The following is a 19,948-nucleotide window of genomic DNA, read 5'->3' on the forward strand; positions in this document are numbered from 1 at the left end:
AAATAGCTAGTTTGTAAACTAATTGAGCTTACTTGTGTTATTTATCACTTGATAAATGTTTTTACCAATGCAAAAAAACAACGTACGATCAATCGGCAGTACGTTGTTTTTTAGTTTAATATAATTAGGAAGCAGAAACCTTATTTTGCTGGATTTTTTTGATCGATTCTTCTGTTGGCGTCACATATAACGTTCGTTGGTTTTCATAAATCACATAACCTGGTTTTGCTCCATTGGGTTTATGCACATGTTTTACTTGGACATAGTCAACAGGCACTTGTGAAGAAAGTCGATATTTTGAAAAATAAGCTGCTAGAAGTGCGGCTTCAGTAAGGGTTTCTTCGCTAGGATGTGCGTCACGAATAATTACATGAGATCCAGGAATATCTTTGGCATGGAGCCAATAATCAGTTTTTTTAGCGGTTCGTAAAGTCAATTGATCATTTTGCAAATTGTTTTTTCCAACGAGAATAGGTGTGCCATCTGTGGCATAAAAAAGATCGGGTTGGCTTTTTTTCGGCTGTTTTTGTTTTTTATTTTTTTTACGTTTTAAATAGCCTTGTTCAATCAGTTCTTCACGAATCACTTCAATGTCCATTGGTGTCGCAATTTCAAGTTGTGCCACAACTGACTCTAAATAAGAAATTTCTTGTTGTGTTTGCTGAATTTGTGTCTTAACAACTCGGACAGCATTTTTCAATTTTTGGTATTTTTGAAAATATTTTTGTGCATTTTGATTAGGTGAAAGTGCAGGATTTAGCGAGATACGCAACGGTGCATTTTCTTCATAATAATTTGGTAATTCCACCTCGGTGGCTCCTTTTGGGACTTGTGCCATGAAGGTTGTTAATAGTTCTCCGTCGCGACGGTAATTTTCAGCGTTTTCTGTATCGGCTAAGGTTTGTTGTAATTTTTTAAGTTTCTTTTGATTTCTTTTTAGTTCATTTTCAATTTTGCGAATTAGTTCGCCGCCTTGTTGTTTGACACGGTCTTTCTCTGCTTTACCAGAATAAAAGGCATCTAGTAATTCACTGAGTGTCGCATACGTTGTTTGTTCACCAACTAATGATTGATAAGGAATGGGCGTAAAATATTCTTTTTTTTCAGTAACTGTTAATGTCGGTACAACAGCTTCAGTGACTGAGGACCAAAATTCCGTCCAGATGGCCATTTTTTCATTTGGTTGTGCAAGTAAACGGGCACTTAATTCGTCTGCTGTATCTTTGCCTAGACCTTGGAAATGTTGTTGTAAATAGTGTCCGTTTAATTCAGGAGCTGTAGAAAGAAGCGCAAAGACTTCTTCTTTTGAGGCCGTGAGCGGATTAAGTCCCATTGGTTTTGGCGGTTCAATATAAGTTGCTCCAGGAAGCAACGAACGATAACTATTTTGGCTCATTCCAATGTGTTTTATCGCATCTAAGATTTTTCCAGAAGATTGGTTAACTAAAACGATAGTACTGTGACGTCCCATTAATTCAACAATCAAAACAATATTTTGTAAGTCACCTAGTTCATCTCTTTTTGAAAAGGTGAAGTGAATCACGCGATCATTTTCTATTTGTTGAATCGTTTCTAAAATGGCACCGTCTAGAAATTTTCGTAACATCATCACAAAATTAGGAGGTGTTTCTGGATTGCTATAGGTAATTGTAGATAGTTGTATGCGCGCATAACTAGGATGTGCTGATAATAATAATTTATGGTTTTTACCTTTCGCACGAATGACTAAAACGACTTCGTTTTCATAAGGCTGATGGATTTTTGAAATCCGGCCACTTACGAGTGTTTCTGTCAACTCATGAACCATGCTATGAGTAAATACGCCATCAAATGACATAATAAATCCCTCGTTTCTTTCCGACTAATAGCTTTATTATAGCGGAGTTTTTGAATTTAAGAAAGAAGCTTGTTAAAAAGGAGTTGGGTTTTCCTTAGAAAGCTGGGGAAGTTTGCTGGTTTTTTTAGTAATTAAAGCGCAAGGGTAGGCAAGAAAGAAAATGATTAGTATAATAGATAAGAACTAAAAGCGAGGAGCGATTAGAAGTTGAATAATTTTATGGAAGAACTAAAAGAGGCACTTTATGAATTAAGACAAAGAAAACTGTTAATGATTACCGCTATTGTAGCATTAGTATTAATAATTGGCTCAATCATTTTTATTCCAACGATGCAAAAAAATATTCGAGCTGCTCAAGTTGAATCGTTAGTCGCAGGACCCATCAAATCAGAGAAAGTCAGTGTCTTAGATTACAAAACAGCAGACAAGAAAATCCAAGAAACAGGAGCCATGTCAGTCATGTTTGCTAAACCATCTGGCAAGCAATACGATCAAATGGTGAAGCTGTTTAATTCAGATAAAATGAATGAATTTCATCGTTCGCTGTATATCTATCCGTTAATTTATAATGCTGGCAAAGCACAAGAGCAATACAATGTTAGCAGCGATGAGATTACGCTTGTTTTCTTTGAAAATGGCAAAGAAAAGACACGGACGGTTGTCGAAAAATCTATGGATTTAAAAACACAATTAATACCAGAATTAAATCGATTACCAATGGCTGGCGTTTTGAAAGACCAGCAAAAAGCGGCGCAAGAAGCTGAAAAAGAAGCAGCAAAGACCGCTGAAACACAGACGACGACCAGCACGACTGGCGTTGCTCAATCTACTGAAACGACGACAGAAAGCACTGATACAGTACCAGAAACTGGTGAATAATAGCTAGCTATGTTAAACTTAGATTGTAGAAAGTTTTAAGGAATTAGAAAGAGGGGATTTTCGATGGCATTAGTAATTTCAATGACGATTTTAGTAAGTTTATGGCTGATTCAATCGCAAAAACAAGCAGTTAAAGTTCCCGTGAAAATTGAAAGAAACCGAAACAATTAAGTGGTAAATATGCTGAAATAAAGAAAAACGAGCCTCTCATAAGAGTGGCTCGTTTTTTAGAAGTAAAAGAAATGCAAGAAAATAAAAACTTTTTCTTGACGAACAAAATCAATATAGTGTAGACTACCTTTAACAACATAACTAGGAGGGAAAATACATGACACAATTATCTAACGTAAAAGAAATGCACCAATCATGGCAAAACTGGCGTAGATAGTTGTATGTATGATTCTTTCATAGATACAACTTTAGAAGACTTATTCTAAAAAGTGTATCTATGCTGGTTATATTCAAGAAGAAAAAACGACCACATAGAGGACCCATCTATGTGGTTTTTGTTTTGCAAAAAAACAACGACCACTCCTAAACACTTAGGATAAGTCGTTGTTTTTTTGCTACGAATCACTACGATTGGCACGAAGTGACAGAGTAGATGATGAGTAGTACAAGGTGAGCGAAGAGAACGTTGTCCCAATCGTAGAAAAAGTGCTCCTGCGATCCTCGTCGCAGTTAAATCCTGACAAGCACTACGATTGACACGAAGTGACAGAGTAGATGCAGGCTGCGTATACTCGCCGCAGTTTGGCCTTCAAGAGTGATGAGTAGTACAAGGTGAGCGAAGAGAACGTTGTCACAATCGTAGAAAAGTGCTCCTGCGATTCTCACCAAAATTGCGATCCTCGTCGCAGCTAAATCCTGACATTTGTAAAAAAGTGTTCCTAGGATTTTGACTAAGCAGAGGATTATGAATCTCAGTTTCACTTTCAACGGAAGAAACGCCCTATAGATAATGGTTTTATTATTAAAAAGAAAAAGTTGCCAAACAAAAGGGCAGTTAGGAGAATGCAAAATGAAAAATAAACGTTTAACGTTTGTCGTGTCTTTATTAGCTATTTATTTAATTGGTGCTTTTTTTGTGAATCAAAAAGTGACGAATTCAAAGAAAGACATAGTTACTGTAGGGGTTTTGCAGTTTGTCAGTCACCCCGCATTGGATGAAATTTATAAAGGTGTTGAGGAAGGGTTAAAGGAAAATGGCTATGACAAAGGCAAAAACTTAGAAATTATTTTTCAAAATGGTCAAGCCGACCAGAGTAAGTTAGCAATCATGAGTCAACAATTAGTACAAAAAAAGGCAGACGTTTTAATTGGCATCGCCACGCCAGCTGCGCAAGCGTTAGCCAACACTACCCAAGAAATCCCGATCATTTTAGGCGCCATTACGGACCCTGTTAGTGCAGGATTGGTGAAAGACAATCAAAAGCCAGGCGGTAATATTACGGGTGTTAGTGATCAATCTCCTTTGTCAGCCCAGATGGATTTACTAAAAGAATTGATACCAGCTGCCAAAAAAATAGGTATTCTCTATGCTTCCTCAGAAGAAAACTCTCGATACCAAGTAGCTGAAGCGCAGAAAGCAGCTGAAGCCAAAGGATTGACAGTGAAAACATATGCTGTGCCATCAAGTAATGAAATTGCACAAACGGTTCAAGTGATGACTAAGGAAACAGATGTGATTTATATACCAACTGATAATACGATTGCTAATGCCATGCAAACGGTAGTCGGAGAAGCAAATCGAACTAAGACGCCGATTATTCCTTCGGTGGATACAATGGTAGAACAAGGCGGTTTAGCAACTGTTGGGATTAATCAACATGCGTTGGGGGTACAAGCCGGCAAAATGGCAGCAGAGGTTCTGTCTGGAAAAAGTCAACCAGCAACTACACCCATTTATACCTTTAATACAGGCGACACAATTATCAATGAAAAACAAGCGCAAAAGTTAGGAATTACGATTCCCGCAGAGTTAGCAAAAAAATCGAAATTGATTAACTAATTATCAAAGAAAGTAGGAGAAGCGATGATTGTTTCAGCAATTGGACAAGGAATGTTATGGGCCTTGTTAGGTCTAGGTATCTTTATGACTTATCGTATTTTAAATTTTCCAGATATGACCACAGAAGGTTCATTTCCGTTAGGAGGGGCGGTTTGTGTAACTGCCATTACAACAGGGGTTTCACCATTTGTAGCGACTCTTTTAGGGGTCGGCGCAGGAATGCTTGCCGGTTTAGTGACTGGTTTACTATTTACAAAAGGAAAAATTCCAATTATTTTAGCAGGAATTTTAGTGATGTCTGGTTTAAATTCCGTGATTTTATTTGTGATGAAATCGCCAAATAAGTCTTTACTAAACCAACCGAAGATTCAAGATGTTTTTCAAAAAATGGCCTTACCAGATTATTATGATACTATTTTTTTAGGGATTAGTGTTTTGGCTGTGGTAATGATTTTACTGTTATTTTTCTTTAATACTAGTTTAGGACAAGCCTATATTGCGACAGGCGACAATGAAGAAATGGCTCGCTCGATTGGCATTCAAACGGATCGCATGAAAATTTTAGGATTGGTTTTATCAAATGGCTTGATTGGCTTATCTGGCGCTTTGATTGCCCAAAATGATGGATATGCGGATGTAAGTAAAGGAACCGGTGTCATTGTAATTGGCTTAGCTTCACTCATTATTGGTGAAGTACTGTTTGGAGAATTAACGTTTGGTGAACGGTTGATGGCGATTGTTGTAGGCAGTATTATTTATCAACTATTGATTTTATTAGTGATTAAATTAGGCTTTGATACAACGTATTTGAAAATCTTCTCAGCAGTGATTTTAGCAATCTGTTTAATGATCCCGCAATTAAAAAAAGCATTACGACTACACGGCTTTTCTGATAAGGGGGAAACGAAATGAAACCAGTTGTTGAATTAAAAAATGCGACAAAAATCATTGATAATGGGATGAATGAAAAAAAAGTGATTTTGGATCATGTGAACTTAGCCATTTATCCTGGGGACTTCATTACTGTTTTAGGTGGAAATGGCGCAGGCAAGAGTACGCTATTCAATAGTTTAGCAGGAACTTTGACACTAACAGAAGGACAATTTTTAATTGAAGGAGTCAATCGCACCAATCTTTCTGAAGTCAAACGGGCCAAATCTCTAGCGCGTGTTTTTCAAGATCCTAAAATGGGGACAGCACCAAGAATGACTGTGGCAGAAAATTTATTGCTTGCCATGAAACGCGGACAAAAACGTCCCTTAACATTACGGAAGATAAATGAGCAACGCGCCTTGTTTACAAAAATCTGTCAAGAAGTTGGCAATGGCTTGGAAAATCATCTGGATACACCGACAGGTAACCTTTCTGGCGGTCAACGCCAAGCCTTAAGTTTATTAATGGCCACTATCACAAAACCAGAATTATTACTTTTAGATGAACATACTGCTGCCTTAGATCCCAAAACATCCAAGCAGTTGATGCACTTAACGGAACAACGGATTGAAGAAGGGCACTTAACTTGTTTAATGATTACCCATCGAATGGAAGATGCTTTACGATATGGCAATCGTTTAATTGTTTTACAAAAAGGTAAAATTGTTCAAGATTTAAACGCTGCTGAAAAAGCACAATTAACGCTACAAGATTTGTTGCTGTTCTTTGAAGAAGTAGAATAAAAAAACAAGCTCAGAAAATGAGCTTGTTTTTTTATTTTTTGACCAATCGGAAGAGTCGCTTGGGGAAAAAACGTTTGACAATTCGTTCCAGTAGCGAGGTCACCATAAAGCCCGCTGCGATAGCTGCAGCAGTAAAGACAACTTTTAAAATCAACTGCAAACCGTCATCAATATTTCCTAATAAAATGCTCCGAACCGCTTGATAGGCAGGGCCTCCTGGCACTAAAGGAACCAAACTTGGAATATAAAAAATAATCATCGGCATTTTTTTGTAACGGGAAAAAAAGATACTAGCGATTCCTAATCCGACCGTTCCTAAAAAGTTTGCAAAGGTTTGACTAGCATCAAAAGTTTGCGTTAAGAGATAATAAATCATCCAGCCTGTCATGCCAGTAATGCCACAAGCCACCAGTGCTTTACGAGGAATGTTCGTGATAATACCAAACGTCACAGTCGCTAAAAAACTAAAGAGAAGATGAAAAATTAGTTCCATTTGAACACTCCTTACATAAATAATTTAAAAATCAAGGCAATTCCCAGGCCAACAGACCCAGCAATAAAAATAGCTTCTGTCCCTCGCGCCGTCCCGCTGATGAGGTGGCCGGCTAAAATGTCGCGAAAAGAGTTCGTAATCGCCACACCTGGAACTAACGGCATCACCGCACCAATAATAATATTATCGATGTTGACTGCTAAGCGAAAATGCACAGCCAAATAGGCCAACAAACCAATGACAAAAGCGGCTGCGAATGAATCGAGGTAAGGAACTTGGAATAACTTTTGGGTAAAAAGATAACTGGCATAGCCAATCCCGCCAACAAAAAAAGTTGCAATAAAATCTTGCCAAGTGCCACCAAAAATGTACATTAACGTACAACTAACAATTCCGGCTGCTAACAAGCGTAACGAAATTGAAAAAGTGGGGGTATCTGTTTCTAATAGAGTTAAGCGCTGATAAAGCTCTGGTAGAGTAATCTCTTTTTGCGCAAATTCTCTTGATAACTGATTGACAAGGCTAACTTTTTCCAAATTAATCGAGCGCTGGGGGATGTTTTCTAATTGCGTATAATTACTGGAACGAAAACCCACGAAAATCCCTGTAGCCGTCGTGTAACAAACGCTCTCTGGCTCACCAGCATTTGCTGCAATCCGAGTAATTGTATCTTCGGTTCTATATACTTCAGATCCGCTTTCCAGCATAATTTTTCCAGCTAAAATGCATGTATCAATAATTAATTGTTTTCTTTTTTCGCTATTAACCAAAGGAATGGCTCCTTTCATTTCGAGTTCACTTTTAGTGTATCATTTTTTTTAAGAACTGTACGCAATTTAAAACAGAGATAGAAAAAAAGTGTGATTTTTTACAAAAATGAAACGAATCTTAAGAATAAATGAAAACAAATAAGGAATTAGTAAAAATTATGGGTTAGTTGTAAGAATCTAGGATCTTTCCTTGCATTTTAGTAGGAAACATCCTATCCTAAACATAGAAAAACAAAGGGGTCAATAAAAATGGACAACCAATGGTTACTCTACGGAATTAGCAGTGTCGTATTAATTATTTTAATCAGAAGAACAATCCTATCAGGAAACATCGTATTAAGTTGTTTGTTGGGAGCGATTTTGCTGATTCAAGTAGTGGGAGTAGCTCTCTGTGCTCAGCAGAAAAAGAAAAATGAACATACAAAAGAACTACCTTCTTCTAAAGTACATCAATAGAAGAAGGTAGTTTTCTCTTATAGTAAATCAAATTTTTTCAAGCCATTAACAATGCCATTCTCAGTATTTTTAGTTGAAATAAAGGTGGCTTTTTCTTTTAGTTCTTCTCGCGCATTACCCATGGCAATTCCATAATCACAGGCCTCAAACAGCGCCAAATCATTGATGCCATCACCAAAGGCATAAGTGGGAATGCCGTTTAATCCCAAGGTGTTAAAAAGATTTTTGACACCAGAGCCTTTAGAGACCCCTTTACGAACAATATCAATTGAAAAAGGACCATTGCGATAAAAGGTCAATTCAGGAAACCGCTCATAGTAATATTCATCATCATCGCCATGTTGACTTAAGACCAACATCATGTTGACGGCATCATTCTCATAACCTGTGGGATCAATTTCTGGAACAGCTGAATGAATATAATCATAGGCTTGTTTCACTGTGCCAGTATGCCCTGTACAAAAAATACGGCGCTCATTGTAAAAAGCCAATTCATGACCACGATGTTTGACATGTTCATGCAGTGAAACACATTCCTCTGTTGTAAATTCATCTGAATAAATCGTTTTTCCTTCATAATGAATAAATTGCCCGTTCATTACAATCGCAGAATCAATACCACTGGCTTTCATGATTGGCTGAATCTCACACAAGGTCCGTCCTGTCGCAATTAAAGGTAAAATTTGATTGTCTTTCAAGGCCGCCACTGCTGCGGTAATCTCAGGAGTAATTTGCGATGTTCCATCTAACAAAGTTCCATCTAAATCAAAAAAAGTAATAGCTTTCATTTTATCCATACCCTAACATCCTCTCTACGCTTGTTATTTTAACAAACTTTTCTGAAAAGACAATGGGTTCCCTTCGTTTTCTTTAAAAGAGCAGGAAAAAAAGTGATTTTTGATGGTTCTGTAAAGGATTTTTGAAGAAATATAGAATCGGTTGGTACAAATTCAATTTTAGAGTATACTACAATAGAGCAGTTTTATGAAAAGTGAATAAGGAGTGAATGAAATGAATATATTAATGATTGAAGACAATGAATCCGTCTCAGAAATGATGCAAATGTTTTTCTTAAATGAAGGGTGGGAAGCTACCTTTAAAGATGATGGCAAAGAAGGATTGGCGACTTTTCTTGCTTCGCCAGAAAAATGGGACATGATTACGTTAGACTTAAACTTACCTAGTATGGATGGGATGGCTGTTTGTCGTGAAATTCGCAAAGTTTCAGCCAATGTTCCCATTATTATGTTGACCGCTCGTGATTCTGAAAGTGACCAAGTAATTGGCCTTGAAATGGGTGCGGATGATTATGTGACAAAACCATTTAGTCCATTAACTTTGATTGCACGGATGAAAGCTCTACATCGTCGTGCCGAGGTGGCAGAGGCTGCGCATGATACGTCTGAGAATACAGATGAAACGTTTGATGTGATTACGGATCATTTTAAAATGAATACGAAAACACGAGAAACATATTTAGATAATCAATTAATCGAAGGCTTAACACCTAAAGAATTTGATTTGCTATACACTTTAGCAAAAAAACCACGCCAAGTCTTTTCACGCGAACAACTACTAGAATTGGTTTGGGACTATCAATACTTTGGCGATGAACGGACAGTTGATGCCCATATCAAAAAATTACGACAAAAAATTGAAAAAGTGGGTCCTCAAGTCATCCAAACGGTTTGGGGCGTAGGGTATAAATTCGACGATTCAGGTGTTGCTTAATGAAGTATTTGTATCAACAATTACTTGCTTTTATAGGTGTGATCGCTCTGATTATTCTCATTGTCGGAACGTCTTTCACACAATTGACCAAGCGCACAATGCAAGAAAATAACTATGAACAGCTGTATGGTTATGCAGAATCGGCTTTAGAAACACGTGACTTTTTTATTAATGTTGCAGGTGTTTCAGATCGAGATGTTTTATCCTATTCATTTCAGTTGACTGAGCGCGTACTCCAGAAGCAAGATGTGCAATTTGTGTTTATTAACAAGGACCGCGTAGTGCAGTACCCACCAGTTGATAGCACAAAAAAATTAGACTTTTCCTTAATCGATAAAAATTGGGATCAAATCATGAAAGGTAATCGTGTTTATGCAACAGAAAATATTGATATCTATGGGGAAAAGAATACTTCAGCTTATGTGATGCTGCCTGTGCGTGATAAAAATACTAATAATCTGCTTGGTGCAATAGTTATTACACAACCTGCCAAAAACGTTGACCGAAGTGTCCAGTCCGTGACACAAAACTTGATTAAAGGCTTTATTTTTTCTGGTGTGATTGCCTTGTTACTAAGTTATCTATTTGCGACTTTCCAAGTGAAACGAATTAATCGGATGCGTAAAGCCACCAAAGAAATTACTAGTGGAAATTTTGATATTCAATTACCAGTCCATGACAAAGATGAATTTGATGACCTAGCAGAAGATTTTAATAAAATGGCCGCGTCTTTAAAAGAATCACAAGAAGAAATCAATCGTCAAGAAGAGCGCCGTCGTCAATTTATGGCGGATGCCTCTCATGAAATGCGGACGCCTTTAACAACTATTAATGGCTTGTTAGAGGGATTGCAGTATAATGCTATTCCTGAAAATCAAAAAGAGAATGCGATTAAACTGATGCAAAATGAGACCGCTCGCTTGATTCGCTTAGTCAATGAAAATCTTGATTATGAAAAAATTCGGACCAACCAGATTCAAATTGTTGTGAAGAAGTTCAACGGAACAGAAGCTTTAGAAAATATTGTGACTCAACTAACGGCCAAAGCTGAAGCCGCCGGTAATCAATTGTATTTAGACACCACCGAACCAATTGATGTGTATGCCGATTATGATCGTTTCGTTCAAGTAGTTGTCAATATTGTTCAAAATGCTATCCAATTTACTGAAAATGGCGAAATTCATATTGCTTTAGAAAAAGGCTATTTAGAAACTATTGTCCGTATTTCTGATACAGGAATCGGCATGACGGAAGAACAAATTTTGAATATCTGGGATCGTTATTACAAAGTAGATCCATCCCGTAAAAATACTAAATATGGAGAATCAGGATTAGGCTTACCAATCGTTCAACAATTGGTCCGCTTGCATAAAGGGAAAATCAATGTTGAGAGTGAACCTGGTAAAGGCACCACGTTTATTATTTCATTTCCTGATGTTGAAATTACTGAAAACTAAAGAAAACGTCTGGTCACAATCAGTGCCAGACGTTTTCTTTAATTTAATAACGCATGTAGAGACAGGGGGTGCACATAGGGACTATCAATAATTTGTGGATCTTTTGTCAGAAATAGCAAGCGCTTGTTTCTTTTTTGAACTGCTATTTTTAATTGAGGTAAAATTTCTTGACGTTGTCCAATCGTTAATGAAGAAAAGATGTCATCAATCACTAACGTACTTGTTTTTGAAAGCAAAAGTTGTATTATCCGCATTTTAATTTTTTCAAAAGTCGTAAAAGAAGTAAAGGAACGACCAAGTAAGGCAGGTTCTAATTGGAACATCTGGAAAGCTTCGGCTAGAACTACTTTTCGATCCCGTTCTTTGATTGTACTAGCGATAAATAAATTTTCTTCTAATGGCAAGTAGGGCAGAAAGGTTTCACTAGAAGAAAGCCTAGTAATGGTTAGTTGATTTGTTTGAAAAAAATCGGCCAATGCGAGTTCTTGTTCTGGAGCAGAATAAATGATTCCATAAACTTCTCGCAAAGCTAACGCGTCGAATGAGGATTTTTTTTCGGTTATTTTTTTGAATGATGGTGTGACATTCATAGAAAATCCCTCCCTTATTTCTTATGTGTGCGTAAATAAATCAACGTGAAAGGAGTCCCGCAAACAAGAGGAATGCCAAGCAAGATTAAGCAGTTAACAAAGCAATTACGGATTGTATAAAGCGACTGCATACTTTTAAAATCAAAAGAAAATGCTTGGATCGTTTGAATCCCTAAATGCTGGATATTTGTAATCGTGACATCCTGGTCGGTACTTTTAGCTAAAAATGCTGGAGTTTCCAAATGAGACCACTGTAAAATAGCATCACGAGCAGCCCAAAGAACAGTATTATACGTTTCTTGAAACATTAAAGTGAAAAGTAAAAAACTGAAAATTCCTAATAGAGCCGGTAAACATAACTCTAGTAAGAGCTGTTTGGTGACATACATATTTGAAAAGTGCATGTGATACCATGTATGTATTTCTTCCTTTTTTATGCGTAATGTCACATACATCAACAGAAGAAAAGTAACACCAAAGAAAATGACACTACCTAGATAGAGGTGCCAATAGTATTGAATCAGTTGGTAATGGTAACTAGTTTGTTTTTCAATATCGACAAAGTCTGGCATCGTTCGTAAAAACTCTTTTTCAAAATCAATCAAGTTAAACAGCCCAGTCAATAAGAAAGAGAACAGGAAGAAGAAGAGTGCAGTGATTAACGTGATTTTTTTATGATAAAAACTACTAGCTGTAGCGTAACGGACACTTCTCATCAACTTTCACCTCTCTAAACTATCTTTAGTATAGTGAAATAATATGAATTAATTATGAAAAAGTAGCAAAAAAGCTTGAGCAAATTGCTCAAGCTTTTTGAAGATTTATTTACCAGTTTTTTGATAGCCTTGATAACTGTCAGTGTGATATTCATCAACGGTTGATTTATTATTGTTTTTACTGTAAACACTCGTTGATTTTTCACCTTTTTCTTTTTCAATTGCTTCCAGTTGTTGCAATTGGTTCTTGTAATCATAGTCTTCTGGGTTAACTGGTTTTAAGCCGCTATTGGTATAGAAACGAAGCAAGTCACCGTTAGTAATTTGGTCAGACGTTTCTAATTGTTTCGTCGCTTTGGCTTTTAAATCAGCGACTTCTTTCTTAACTTCTTCGGTTGGCTCTGTAATTAAAGTGCCTGTTTTAGTATCGTAAATGCTAGAACCTAAAATAGTATATTTAGGTGTTACAACATTGCCGTTGCGGAAAGCAACGATTTGATTGTGTTGTTTAGAGAATAAATCTTGGCCTAACTGAATGTAGTTTTTCGTATCGACACCAAGCAAGTGTAGAAGGGTTGGTAAGGCATCAACTTGGCCGCCATACGTATGGTTCACACCGCCATTTTCTTGACCAGGAACGTGAATCATATAAGGAACACGTTGCATATTGGCGTTGTCAAAATCGTTCCAATCTGCTTTGGTTTTACCTACTAATTCTGCTAAGTTTTGGTTTCTTGAATTAGAAACCCCATAGTGATCGCCATAAAGAACAATGACTGAGTTTTCATAGAGACCTGAAGATTTCAAGTAGTTAAAGAATTCTTCTACCGCTTTGTCTAAATAATTCGCTGTTGCGAAATAACCATTAATTGTTTCGTCAGAGGTTTTTGCAATTGGGAATCCTGCTTCATCGTTTGTAAATTGAGAATAAGGATAATGATTGGATACAGCAATAAATTTAGAATAGAAGGGTTGTTGTAAATGTTCTAAATATTGAACGGATTGATTAAAGAATGGTTTATCGTGTAACCCATATTGGAATGAGTTATCTGAATTAACATCATAATAACTAGCATCAAAGAAATAGTCATAGCCTAAACGTTTATAGGTTTCATTCCGATTCCAGAAGTTACCGGCATTTCCGTGGAAAGCAGCGCTAGTGTAACCTTGCGTTTGTTTTAAAATATCGGGTGCTGCTTCAAACGTATTTTTCCCACCAACTTGTGTAAAAAGTGAACCTTGGTCTAAACCAAATAGTGAATTTTCAAGTAACGTTTCGGCATCACTTGTTTTTCCTTGACCAACTTGGTGGAAGAAGTTATCAAAGCTAAAGGTACTTTTACTATTGTAAAGACTATTGATAAATGGTGTGACTTCGTGTTCTACGCCATTTTCATCTTTTAATTTGTAATTAACTAAAAATTGTTGGAAACTTTCTAAATGGATATAAATTACATTTTTGCCTTTTGCAATACCAAACTTACTATCATCGGGTGCCGCATATTGTTGTTTCACGTAATCTTCAACTTGTTTCATATCGTTAGCACTGGCTTCGGCACGGACTTGGTTTGTTTGGTAAGTTGTAATGCCATCGTATACGGTAAAGGCATTTAAGCCTAAGAATTTCACGATATAGTCACGAGAGAATTGACGTCCTAATAATTGGGGACGTTCTGTTTCAGCCATAAATAGATTGAATAAGAAAAAGACAACAGAAAGGAGTGTGACAGAGACTGCTACACGTGCGCGGACTGGACGCGCATCTGTTTTAATTTTTTTCGTTAATAATAATACGCCAATAATAATGAAGTCTAAGAAATAAATGACGTCATAAGGTCTAAAGAGACGTAAGGCACTTTCGCCAAGACCGCTAGCTACTTTGCCAGCACCAAGCATCGTATTAACTGTGATGAAGTCAGTAAATTCTCGATAATACACGACATTTGAGAAGAGCAGTAAACTCATCAAGAAGTAAATAATCATCATTGTAATATAAGAAGCTTTTTTACGGCGAACATACAAAGCGATGGCTAATAAAAAGACCGTTGTGGCAATTGGATTAATTAAGAGTATGAAATACTCGTTAATATTTTCCAAACGTAAATGGAAATCAACGGCGTACGCAAAGAGGTTTTTTAGCCACAGTAAGATGGCGATTAGCGAGAATAACCCCAGTCGCGTGTTCAAAATATTTGTTTTAAATAATTTTTTCAAAATAAACGTCCTTTCTAAACGATGATTCTATAAAAGTAAAATTAGGTAAATTTCGTATTTTACAATATCACTTTAATTTTACTCTTTCACAAATTTTATGTCAATTCTTACCGAAGTGAGGAATGATGATGTTAAAGAAAACTTACTATTTCCTTAAACTTTTTAGTTCGTTAAATGACGTGAAGCTTGAATCCTTTAAAGACAGATGGGCCTTTTTTTGCTATACTAGATAGGACTTTGAAAAGTAGGTGTACAGAATGAAACTTCAAGTAACTAAAAAAGCAGAACATAAATTTAAAAAAGGATATCCTTTAATTCAGAAAGAAGATTTGCAACAAGTGCCGGCGCCGTTGCCAACAGATTGGCTTACTTTGATTGATAGTAAAGGCCAGCGCTTAGCTGAAGGATATTTAGGCGAACAAAATAAAGGCATTGGTTGGTTGCTGTCATGGCATGGACCAATTAATCAATCTTTTTTTCAACAACTCTTTGAAATAAGTCGTGAGAAGCGGACGTCTTTTGAAAAGGATTCGCTGACAACCGCGTATCGATTATTTAATGGAGAAGGGGATGGCATTGGGGGAGTGATCATCGATCGCTATGCAGATTACGCCGTTTTTTCATGGTATAATGAAACCCTTTATCAGAAAAAAGCCGAACTTTTGACGGCGTTTCGCACAGTTTACCCTGACATTATTGGTGCCTACGAAAAGATTCGCTTTTCCACAAAAAATTTACCCGAATCACAGTTTTTGTATGGCGAACAAGCACCCGAGCCATTACTTGTCACTGAAAATGGCGTTCAATTTGCTACCTATTTAAACGAAGGATTAATGACAGGCATCTTTTTAGATCAAAAAGAAGTTCGTGGTCGATTAGTAGATGGTTTTGCAGTAGGTAAAACAGTCTTAAATATGTTTAGTTATACAGGTGCTTTTTCAGTAGCTGCCGCTATGGGGGGGGCCGTGGCCACCACTAGTGTGGATTTAGCTAAACGAAGCTTACCGAAAACGACTGAGCAATTTGAAGTCAATCATTTAAATCTTGCCCCGCAAAAGATTATTGTCATGGATGTTTTTGACTACTTTAAATATGCTTCACGTAAAGGCTTGAGTTATGACATGATCATTTTGGATCCGCCGAGTTTTGCTCGCAACAAAAAGAAAGTTTTTTCCGTTGCTAAAAATTATGGGGAGCTAGTGAAAGATTCTATTGATATTTTAACGGATAAGGGAACGCTTATTGCCTCAACCAATGCGGCAAATTTATCCTTAGCCAAATATAAAAAAATGGTGATTACTGCCTTGCAAGAGAAAAATGTTCGTTACAAGATTACGGACACGTATCAATTACCGGCAGACTTTCAAGTGAATCCTAATTTTCCAGAAGGTAATTACTTAAAAGTCCTGTTTATCGAAATTGAAAAATAATTTTTTACACCAAGCAAAAGTCCCAGCGCCGCTAATCGGCATTGGGACTTTTGCTTGGTGTTTATTTTATAGTAACTTTTGGGCTTTTTGGGTGTTTGCAAAATGCAGCTTCGCGTAATTCGCTAATAAGTCTAGGCCGCCTTTTTTCAAAATACGGGCGGCTACTTGGTCTGATTTGCTGCCGGCACCAGAGGGCACAGAGAAACCCAATTCTGCAGATTCTTTGTCTAACTCTTCTAAAAAAGCAGCGCGGCTAATAATAGAGGCGGCAGCAACAGCAACATGATACTGCTCTCCTTTAGTGACGAAGAACAATTTTTCAGTGACTTGATTTTTTTCATTACGAACATATTTCCGATAGTTATTTTCAGGGGTGAATTGGTCAATCAAAATCCCTTCTGGCTTTGTGGGAGCCAACTCTTGCAGCAACAGATAAATCGCTTGGTTATGCAAAGCGACTTTCATGTGTACAGCATTGTAGTTTGGTTGGATCTCATTGTATTTTTTTGGTTCAACGATTAATAACTTGTAAGGAATCAGTTCTTTAATGACATGTGACAATTGAATAATTTGTGGGTCGGTTAATTCTTTGGAATCACGAACACCCAATGCTTTTAGTTTGCTAATCATGCTTTTGTCAACATAGGCAGCACAGACAGTTACTGGACCAAAATAGCTGCCATTACCGACTTCATCGGAACCTATCACAGACCAGTTGCCAAAATCAGCAGGCAGCGTTGTAGTCTGGGGGGACACTTTTTTCTGTGGTGTGGTACTCGTTCCTTCCCAACGAGCGGCCTCTTTTTCAGCTTGAGGTCCCTGAAACATGACTTTACCTGATTGATAAGCAGTGATGGTAGTGGTGCCAACCTTGGCCACGAAGACAGTATAAGGGACCATTTTATTTAAACGATTGGGTTGATAAACAGTGGTCATCTCTGCTAATGTTTTTTTACTAACTTTAATTACGTGATTCTGTGCCATCAATTGTTCCTCATTTCTTGATATTTCTTCTTTACTATAGTAAAGGAAAAACAAGTAAATGAAAAGGTTTTGCGTTAGCTTGTTCCTGAAAATGACAATGTTTAGGAAATGTATAATTTTTTTCTATAGTTGGACGCTAGTTGTTATCTAAATTTTTATTCAGTGCTATACTGTGGGAGAGAAGGAGACGATGAAAGAGTCGACTAGAACAAGGGGTGATGTGTTTGAGAAGAAAAAAAGAAATGCAAGAAAATGAACCAATAGCAGTGACTGCTAACGCGGAACGCTATTATCCAGAAGATAAACAAGGCTTGACGGCCGCACAAGTTGAAGAAAGACAGCGAAAAGGCTTAGTCAATGCCGCCGTCGACACAGAGTTTATCACAACGAAACAGATTGTTATTAATAACGTATTTACGTATTTCAACTTAATTTTTGTGGTACTAGGTGTGTTATTAATGCTGGTACAATCTTATAAAAATATGACCTTTTTGCCAGTAGTAATCATTAATACGGTCATTGGAATTTACCAAGAAATTAAGTCGAAGAAAGTATTAGATAGCTTAAATATTCTAAACGCTACAAAAGTAACCGTTGTGAGGGATGGCCAAGAACAAGAAATTTCGCCAGATGAACTGGTTTTGGATGATGTGGTGCTCTTTAAATCGGGTGAACAGATTTCTGGGGATGCAATTGTCTTATCTGGTGAAGTCCGTGTGAATGAATCCTTGTTAACTGGGGAATCTGATGAGATTACCAAAGTAGCAGATAGTCAACTTTTGTCAGGTAGCTTTATTGTGTCAGGTTCTTGTTATGCAAGAATTGATAAAATTGGCGCTGAGGCCTATGTTCATCAATTAACGCTTGAAGCCAAATCAATTAAAAAAGGGGAACAATCAGAGATGGTCGGTTCCATTAACCGTTTGGTGAAATGGGTAGGGATTATTATTATCCCGATCGGCTGTGTTCTATTTTTCCAAAGTTATTTCATCAACCATCAAGGGCTTCATGACAGCATTGTCTCCATGGAAGCTGCCTTGATTGGGATGATTCCGGAAGGGTTGTACCTTTTAACAACCGTTGCATTAGCTGCCAGCACAATGCGCTTAGCGAAGCGCGGCGTTTTATTGCACAACATGAAAAGTATCGAATCCTTAGCACGTGTTGATGTGTTATGTGTAGATAAAACAGGAACAATTACTGAAAACACGATGGAAGTCCAAGAGTTGGTTCCTGTGGTGAGTATCGAAAATGATGGTACAGACTTAACCAATGTCGAAAAATTAATTGGCGATTTTTGCCGAACAATGTCAGCTGACAATGATACGATGAAAGCGATGAAAGAATTTTTTGTTACTAATAATCAAAGGGAAGCCGTTAGCTACACCTCGTTTTCGTCTGTCGAAAAATTTAGTAGCGTGACTTTCCCGGAAGCGACGTATATTCTTGGGGCGCCAGAGATGATTTTGAGAGACAATTATGAAATGTATCAATCTGAAGTGGAACATTATACAAGTCAAGGCTATCGCTTATTGGTGTTCGGAAAGTATTTAGGAGAATTTCAGGAAACGTTGGCAGCAGAGGTTCAACCTCTAGGCTACATTCTTCTTTGGAATCCGATTCGTAAAGAAGCCAAAGCAACTTTTGAATATTTCGCTGAACAAAATGTGGCTATTAAGGTCATTTCTGGTGATAATCCTTTAACAGTATCCAATGTAGCACAAGCGGCAGGCATTATTGGTGCTGAAAATTATGTGGACGCGCGAACATTAACTACAATGGAAGCCCAGACAGAAGCGTTAGAAAAATACACCGTTTTTGGTCGTGTCACGCCAGAACAAAAGAAACAATTTGTACTATTGTTGAAAAAATTAGATCATACAGTGGCGATGACAGGGGATGGAGTCAATGATATTTTAGCCATGAAAGAAGCAGATTGTAGTATTGCCATGGCTTCAGGAAATCAAGCTACAGCACAAGCCTCGCAAGTTGTGTTGTTAGATTCTGATTTTTCAACGATGCCGGAGGTTGTCTTTGAAGGCCGCCAAGTAGTTAATAACATTGAACGCTCTTCAAGTTTATTCCTTGTAAAAAATATTTTCTCCTTGCTGATGTCTGTCTTTGCTATGATTTTTGCCGTGACATATCCTTTACAACCGACACAAGTCACATTGATTAGTTTATTTACAATTGGGATTCCTTCGACATTTCTAGCTTTGGAACCAAATCATCGTCGCATTGAAGGGAAATTTCTTTTCAATGTGTTATCAAAAGCAATTCCTGGTGGGTTAACGGATATGTTAGTAGTCGGTGCTTTACTAATTTGTGGTGATATTCTTGCACTTCAAAAAACGGACATTTCAACGACTGCAACATTGTTGCTAGTTTCAGTCGGTTTTATGGTTCTTTATAAAATTAGTTCACCAATGAATCGTTACCGCAAGCGCGTAATGATTGGTTGTTTAATCGGAATGGTTATTACAAGTATTTCCATGAAAAACTTGTTCTCGTTAACTTCGGTATCGCCAACAGCCTTGTTACTTTTAGCCATTCTTTTCTTTGCAGCAGACTCAACTTTCCAACATTTATCAACCATTTCTGAAAAAGTTCAATTATGGTTTTATAAGAAAAGACATTAGGAGCAAAACACCGAGCCAAAATTATTTTGGTTCGGTGTTTTTTGTTTTTTATTGTTGGGAAAAAT

Annotated in this window: 17 protein-coding genes; 9 read left to right on the forward strand and 8 right to left on the reverse strand. The window is 37.2% G+C overall.

Annotated elements, in window-relative coordinates; all coding sequences use genetic code 11:
- Nucleotides 1-124 precede the first annotated feature (124 nt).
- Nucleotides 125-1,837: a fibronectin-binding protein EfbA gene (gene efbA / locus IGL90_RS05040; protein WP_048737802.1), complete on the reverse strand. Its 1,713-nt coding sequence runs from the start codon at nt 1,835-1,837 to the stop codon at nt 125-127.
- 219 nt (nt 1,838-2,056) lie between these two features.
- Between efbA and IGL90_RS05045 the strand changes: the two genes are divergently transcribed.
- From IGL90_RS05045 to IGL90_RS05060, 4 genes are all read left to right on the forward strand, one after another.
- Nucleotides 2,057-2,716, forward strand: a complete 660-nt coding sequence (locus IGL90_RS05045) for a hypothetical protein (RefSeq protein ID WP_048737831.1) — start codon at nt 2,057-2,059, stop codon at nt 2,714-2,716.
- A 1,021-nt stretch (nt 2,717-3,737) separates the two neighbouring features.
- Nucleotides 3,738-4,727 (forward strand): tryptophan ABC transporter substrate-binding protein, encoded by a 990-nt coding sequence (gene trpX, locus IGL90_RS05050; RefSeq protein WP_010712341.1) that lies wholly within the window; start codon nt 3,738-3,740, stop codon nt 4,725-4,727.
- 24 nt (nt 4,728-4,751) lie between these two features.
- Nucleotides 4,752-5,639 (forward strand): ABC transporter permease, encoded by an 888-nt coding sequence (locus tag IGL90_RS05055; protein WP_002357879.1) that lies wholly within the window; start codon nt 4,752-4,754, stop codon nt 5,637-5,639.
- Complete coding sequence (locus IGL90_RS05060; RefSeq protein WP_048737804.1) at nt 5,636-6,403, forward strand: ABC transporter ATP-binding protein; 768 nt, start codon at nt 5,636-5,638, stop codon at nt 6,401-6,403. Before IGL90_RS05055 ends, IGL90_RS05060 begins: the two co-directional genes overlap by 4 nt.
- Nucleotides 6,404-6,434: 31 nt before the next feature.
- On the opposite strand, the gene IGL90_RS05065 is transcribed toward IGL90_RS05060, so the two are convergent.
- Both IGL90_RS05065 and IGL90_RS05070 read right to left on the reverse strand, forming a co-directional pair.
- Nucleotides 6,435-6,896 carry a threonine/serine exporter family protein gene (locus tag IGL90_RS05065; RefSeq protein ID WP_002377734.1) on the reverse strand — a complete coding sequence of 154 codons (462 nt, stop codon included), beginning with the start codon at nt 6,894-6,896 and terminating at the stop codon, nt 6,435-6,437.
- 11 nt (nt 6,897-6,907) lie between these two features.
- Nucleotides 6,908-7,684, reverse strand: coding sequence for a threonine/serine exporter family protein (locus IGL90_RS05070; protein ID WP_025187328.1), 777 nt, complete (start codon nt 7,682-7,684; stop codon nt 6,908-6,910).
- Nucleotides 7,685-7,915: 231 nt separating this feature from the next.
- Between IGL90_RS05070 and IGL90_RS05075 the strand changes: the two genes are divergently transcribed.
- On the forward strand, nt 7,916-8,122 hold the full coding sequence (locus tag IGL90_RS05075) for a hypothetical protein (protein ID WP_002357875.1): 207 nt from the start codon (nt 7,916-7,918) through the stop codon (nt 8,120-8,122).
- A gap of 17 nt (nt 8,123-8,139) precedes the next feature.
- Here the strand turns inward: IGL90_RS05075 and IGL90_RS05080 are convergent, their stop codons facing one another.
- Complete coding sequence (locus tag IGL90_RS05080; protein ID WP_002369540.1) at nt 8,140-8,919, reverse strand: Cof-type HAD-IIB family hydrolase; 780 nt, start codon at nt 8,917-8,919, stop codon at nt 8,140-8,142.
- 214 nt (nt 8,920-9,133) lie between these two features.
- Between IGL90_RS05080 and IGL90_RS05085 the strand changes: the two genes are divergently transcribed.
- Together IGL90_RS05085 and IGL90_RS05090 are read left to right on the forward strand one after the other, a co-directional pair.
- The gene (locus IGL90_RS05085; protein WP_002381953.1) at nt 9,134-9,853 is read left to right on the forward strand and encodes a response regulator transcription factor; all 720 of its coding nucleotides are present in this window, start codon (nt 9,134-9,136) and stop codon (nt 9,851-9,853) included.
- Nucleotides 9,853-11,310: a sensor histidine kinase gene (locus tag IGL90_RS05090; RefSeq protein WP_002377728.1), complete on the forward strand. Its 1,458-nt coding sequence runs from the start codon at nt 9,853-9,855 to the stop codon at nt 11,308-11,310. Before IGL90_RS05085 ends, IGL90_RS05090 begins: the two co-directional genes overlap by 1 nt.
- A gap of 38 nt (nt 11,311-11,348) precedes the next feature.
- Here the strand turns inward: IGL90_RS05090 and IGL90_RS05095 are convergent, their stop codons facing one another.
- The 3 genes from IGL90_RS05095 to IGL90_RS05105 all read right to left on the reverse strand — a co-directional run bounded on the left by IGL90_RS05095 (nt 11,349) and on the right by IGL90_RS05105 (nt 14,830).
- Nucleotides 11,349-11,900, reverse strand: a complete 552-nt coding sequence (locus tag IGL90_RS05095; RefSeq protein WP_033594967.1) for a hypothetical protein — start codon at nt 11,898-11,900, stop codon at nt 11,349-11,351.
- A 14-nt stretch (nt 11,901-11,914) separates the two neighbouring features.
- Nucleotides 11,915-12,616 (reverse strand): hypothetical protein, encoded by a 702-nt coding sequence (locus IGL90_RS05100; protein WP_002360505.1) that lies wholly within the window; start codon nt 12,614-12,616, stop codon nt 11,915-11,917.
- Between the two features lie 105 nt (nt 12,617-12,721).
- Complete coding sequence (locus IGL90_RS05105) at nt 12,722-14,830, reverse strand: LTA synthase family protein (protein ID WP_002357869.1); 2,109 nt, start codon at nt 14,828-14,830, stop codon at nt 12,722-12,724.
- Between the two features lie 257 nt (nt 14,831-15,087).
- Between IGL90_RS05105 and IGL90_RS05110 the strand changes: the two genes are divergently transcribed.
- A complete protein-coding gene (locus tag IGL90_RS05110) occupies nt 15,088-16,260 on the forward strand; it encodes a class I SAM-dependent rRNA methyltransferase (RefSeq protein WP_048737808.1) in 1,173 nt (390 codons plus the stop codon).
- Nucleotides 16,261-16,326: 66 nt separating this feature from the next.
- On the opposite strand, the gene rnhC is transcribed toward IGL90_RS05110, so the two are convergent.
- Nucleotides 16,327-17,244 (reverse strand): ribonuclease HIII, encoded by a 918-nt coding sequence (gene rnhC / locus IGL90_RS05115; protein WP_048737810.1) that lies wholly within the window; start codon nt 17,242-17,244, stop codon nt 16,327-16,329.
- 218 nt (nt 17,245-17,462) lie between these two features.
- Here rnhC and IGL90_RS05120 point away from each other — a divergent pair, with 218 nt between their 5' ends.
- A complete protein-coding gene (locus IGL90_RS05120; protein ID WP_002384650.1) occupies nt 17,463-19,883 on the forward strand; it encodes a cation-translocating P-type ATPase in 2,421 nt (806 codons plus the stop codon).
- Nucleotides 19,884-19,948 lie beyond the last annotated feature (65 nt).

This window comes from Enterococcus sp. DIV1307a, from assembly GCF_050537425.1.
Classification (GTDB): domain Bacteria; phylum Bacillota; class Bacilli; order Lactobacillales; family Enterococcaceae; genus Enterococcus; species Enterococcus faecalis.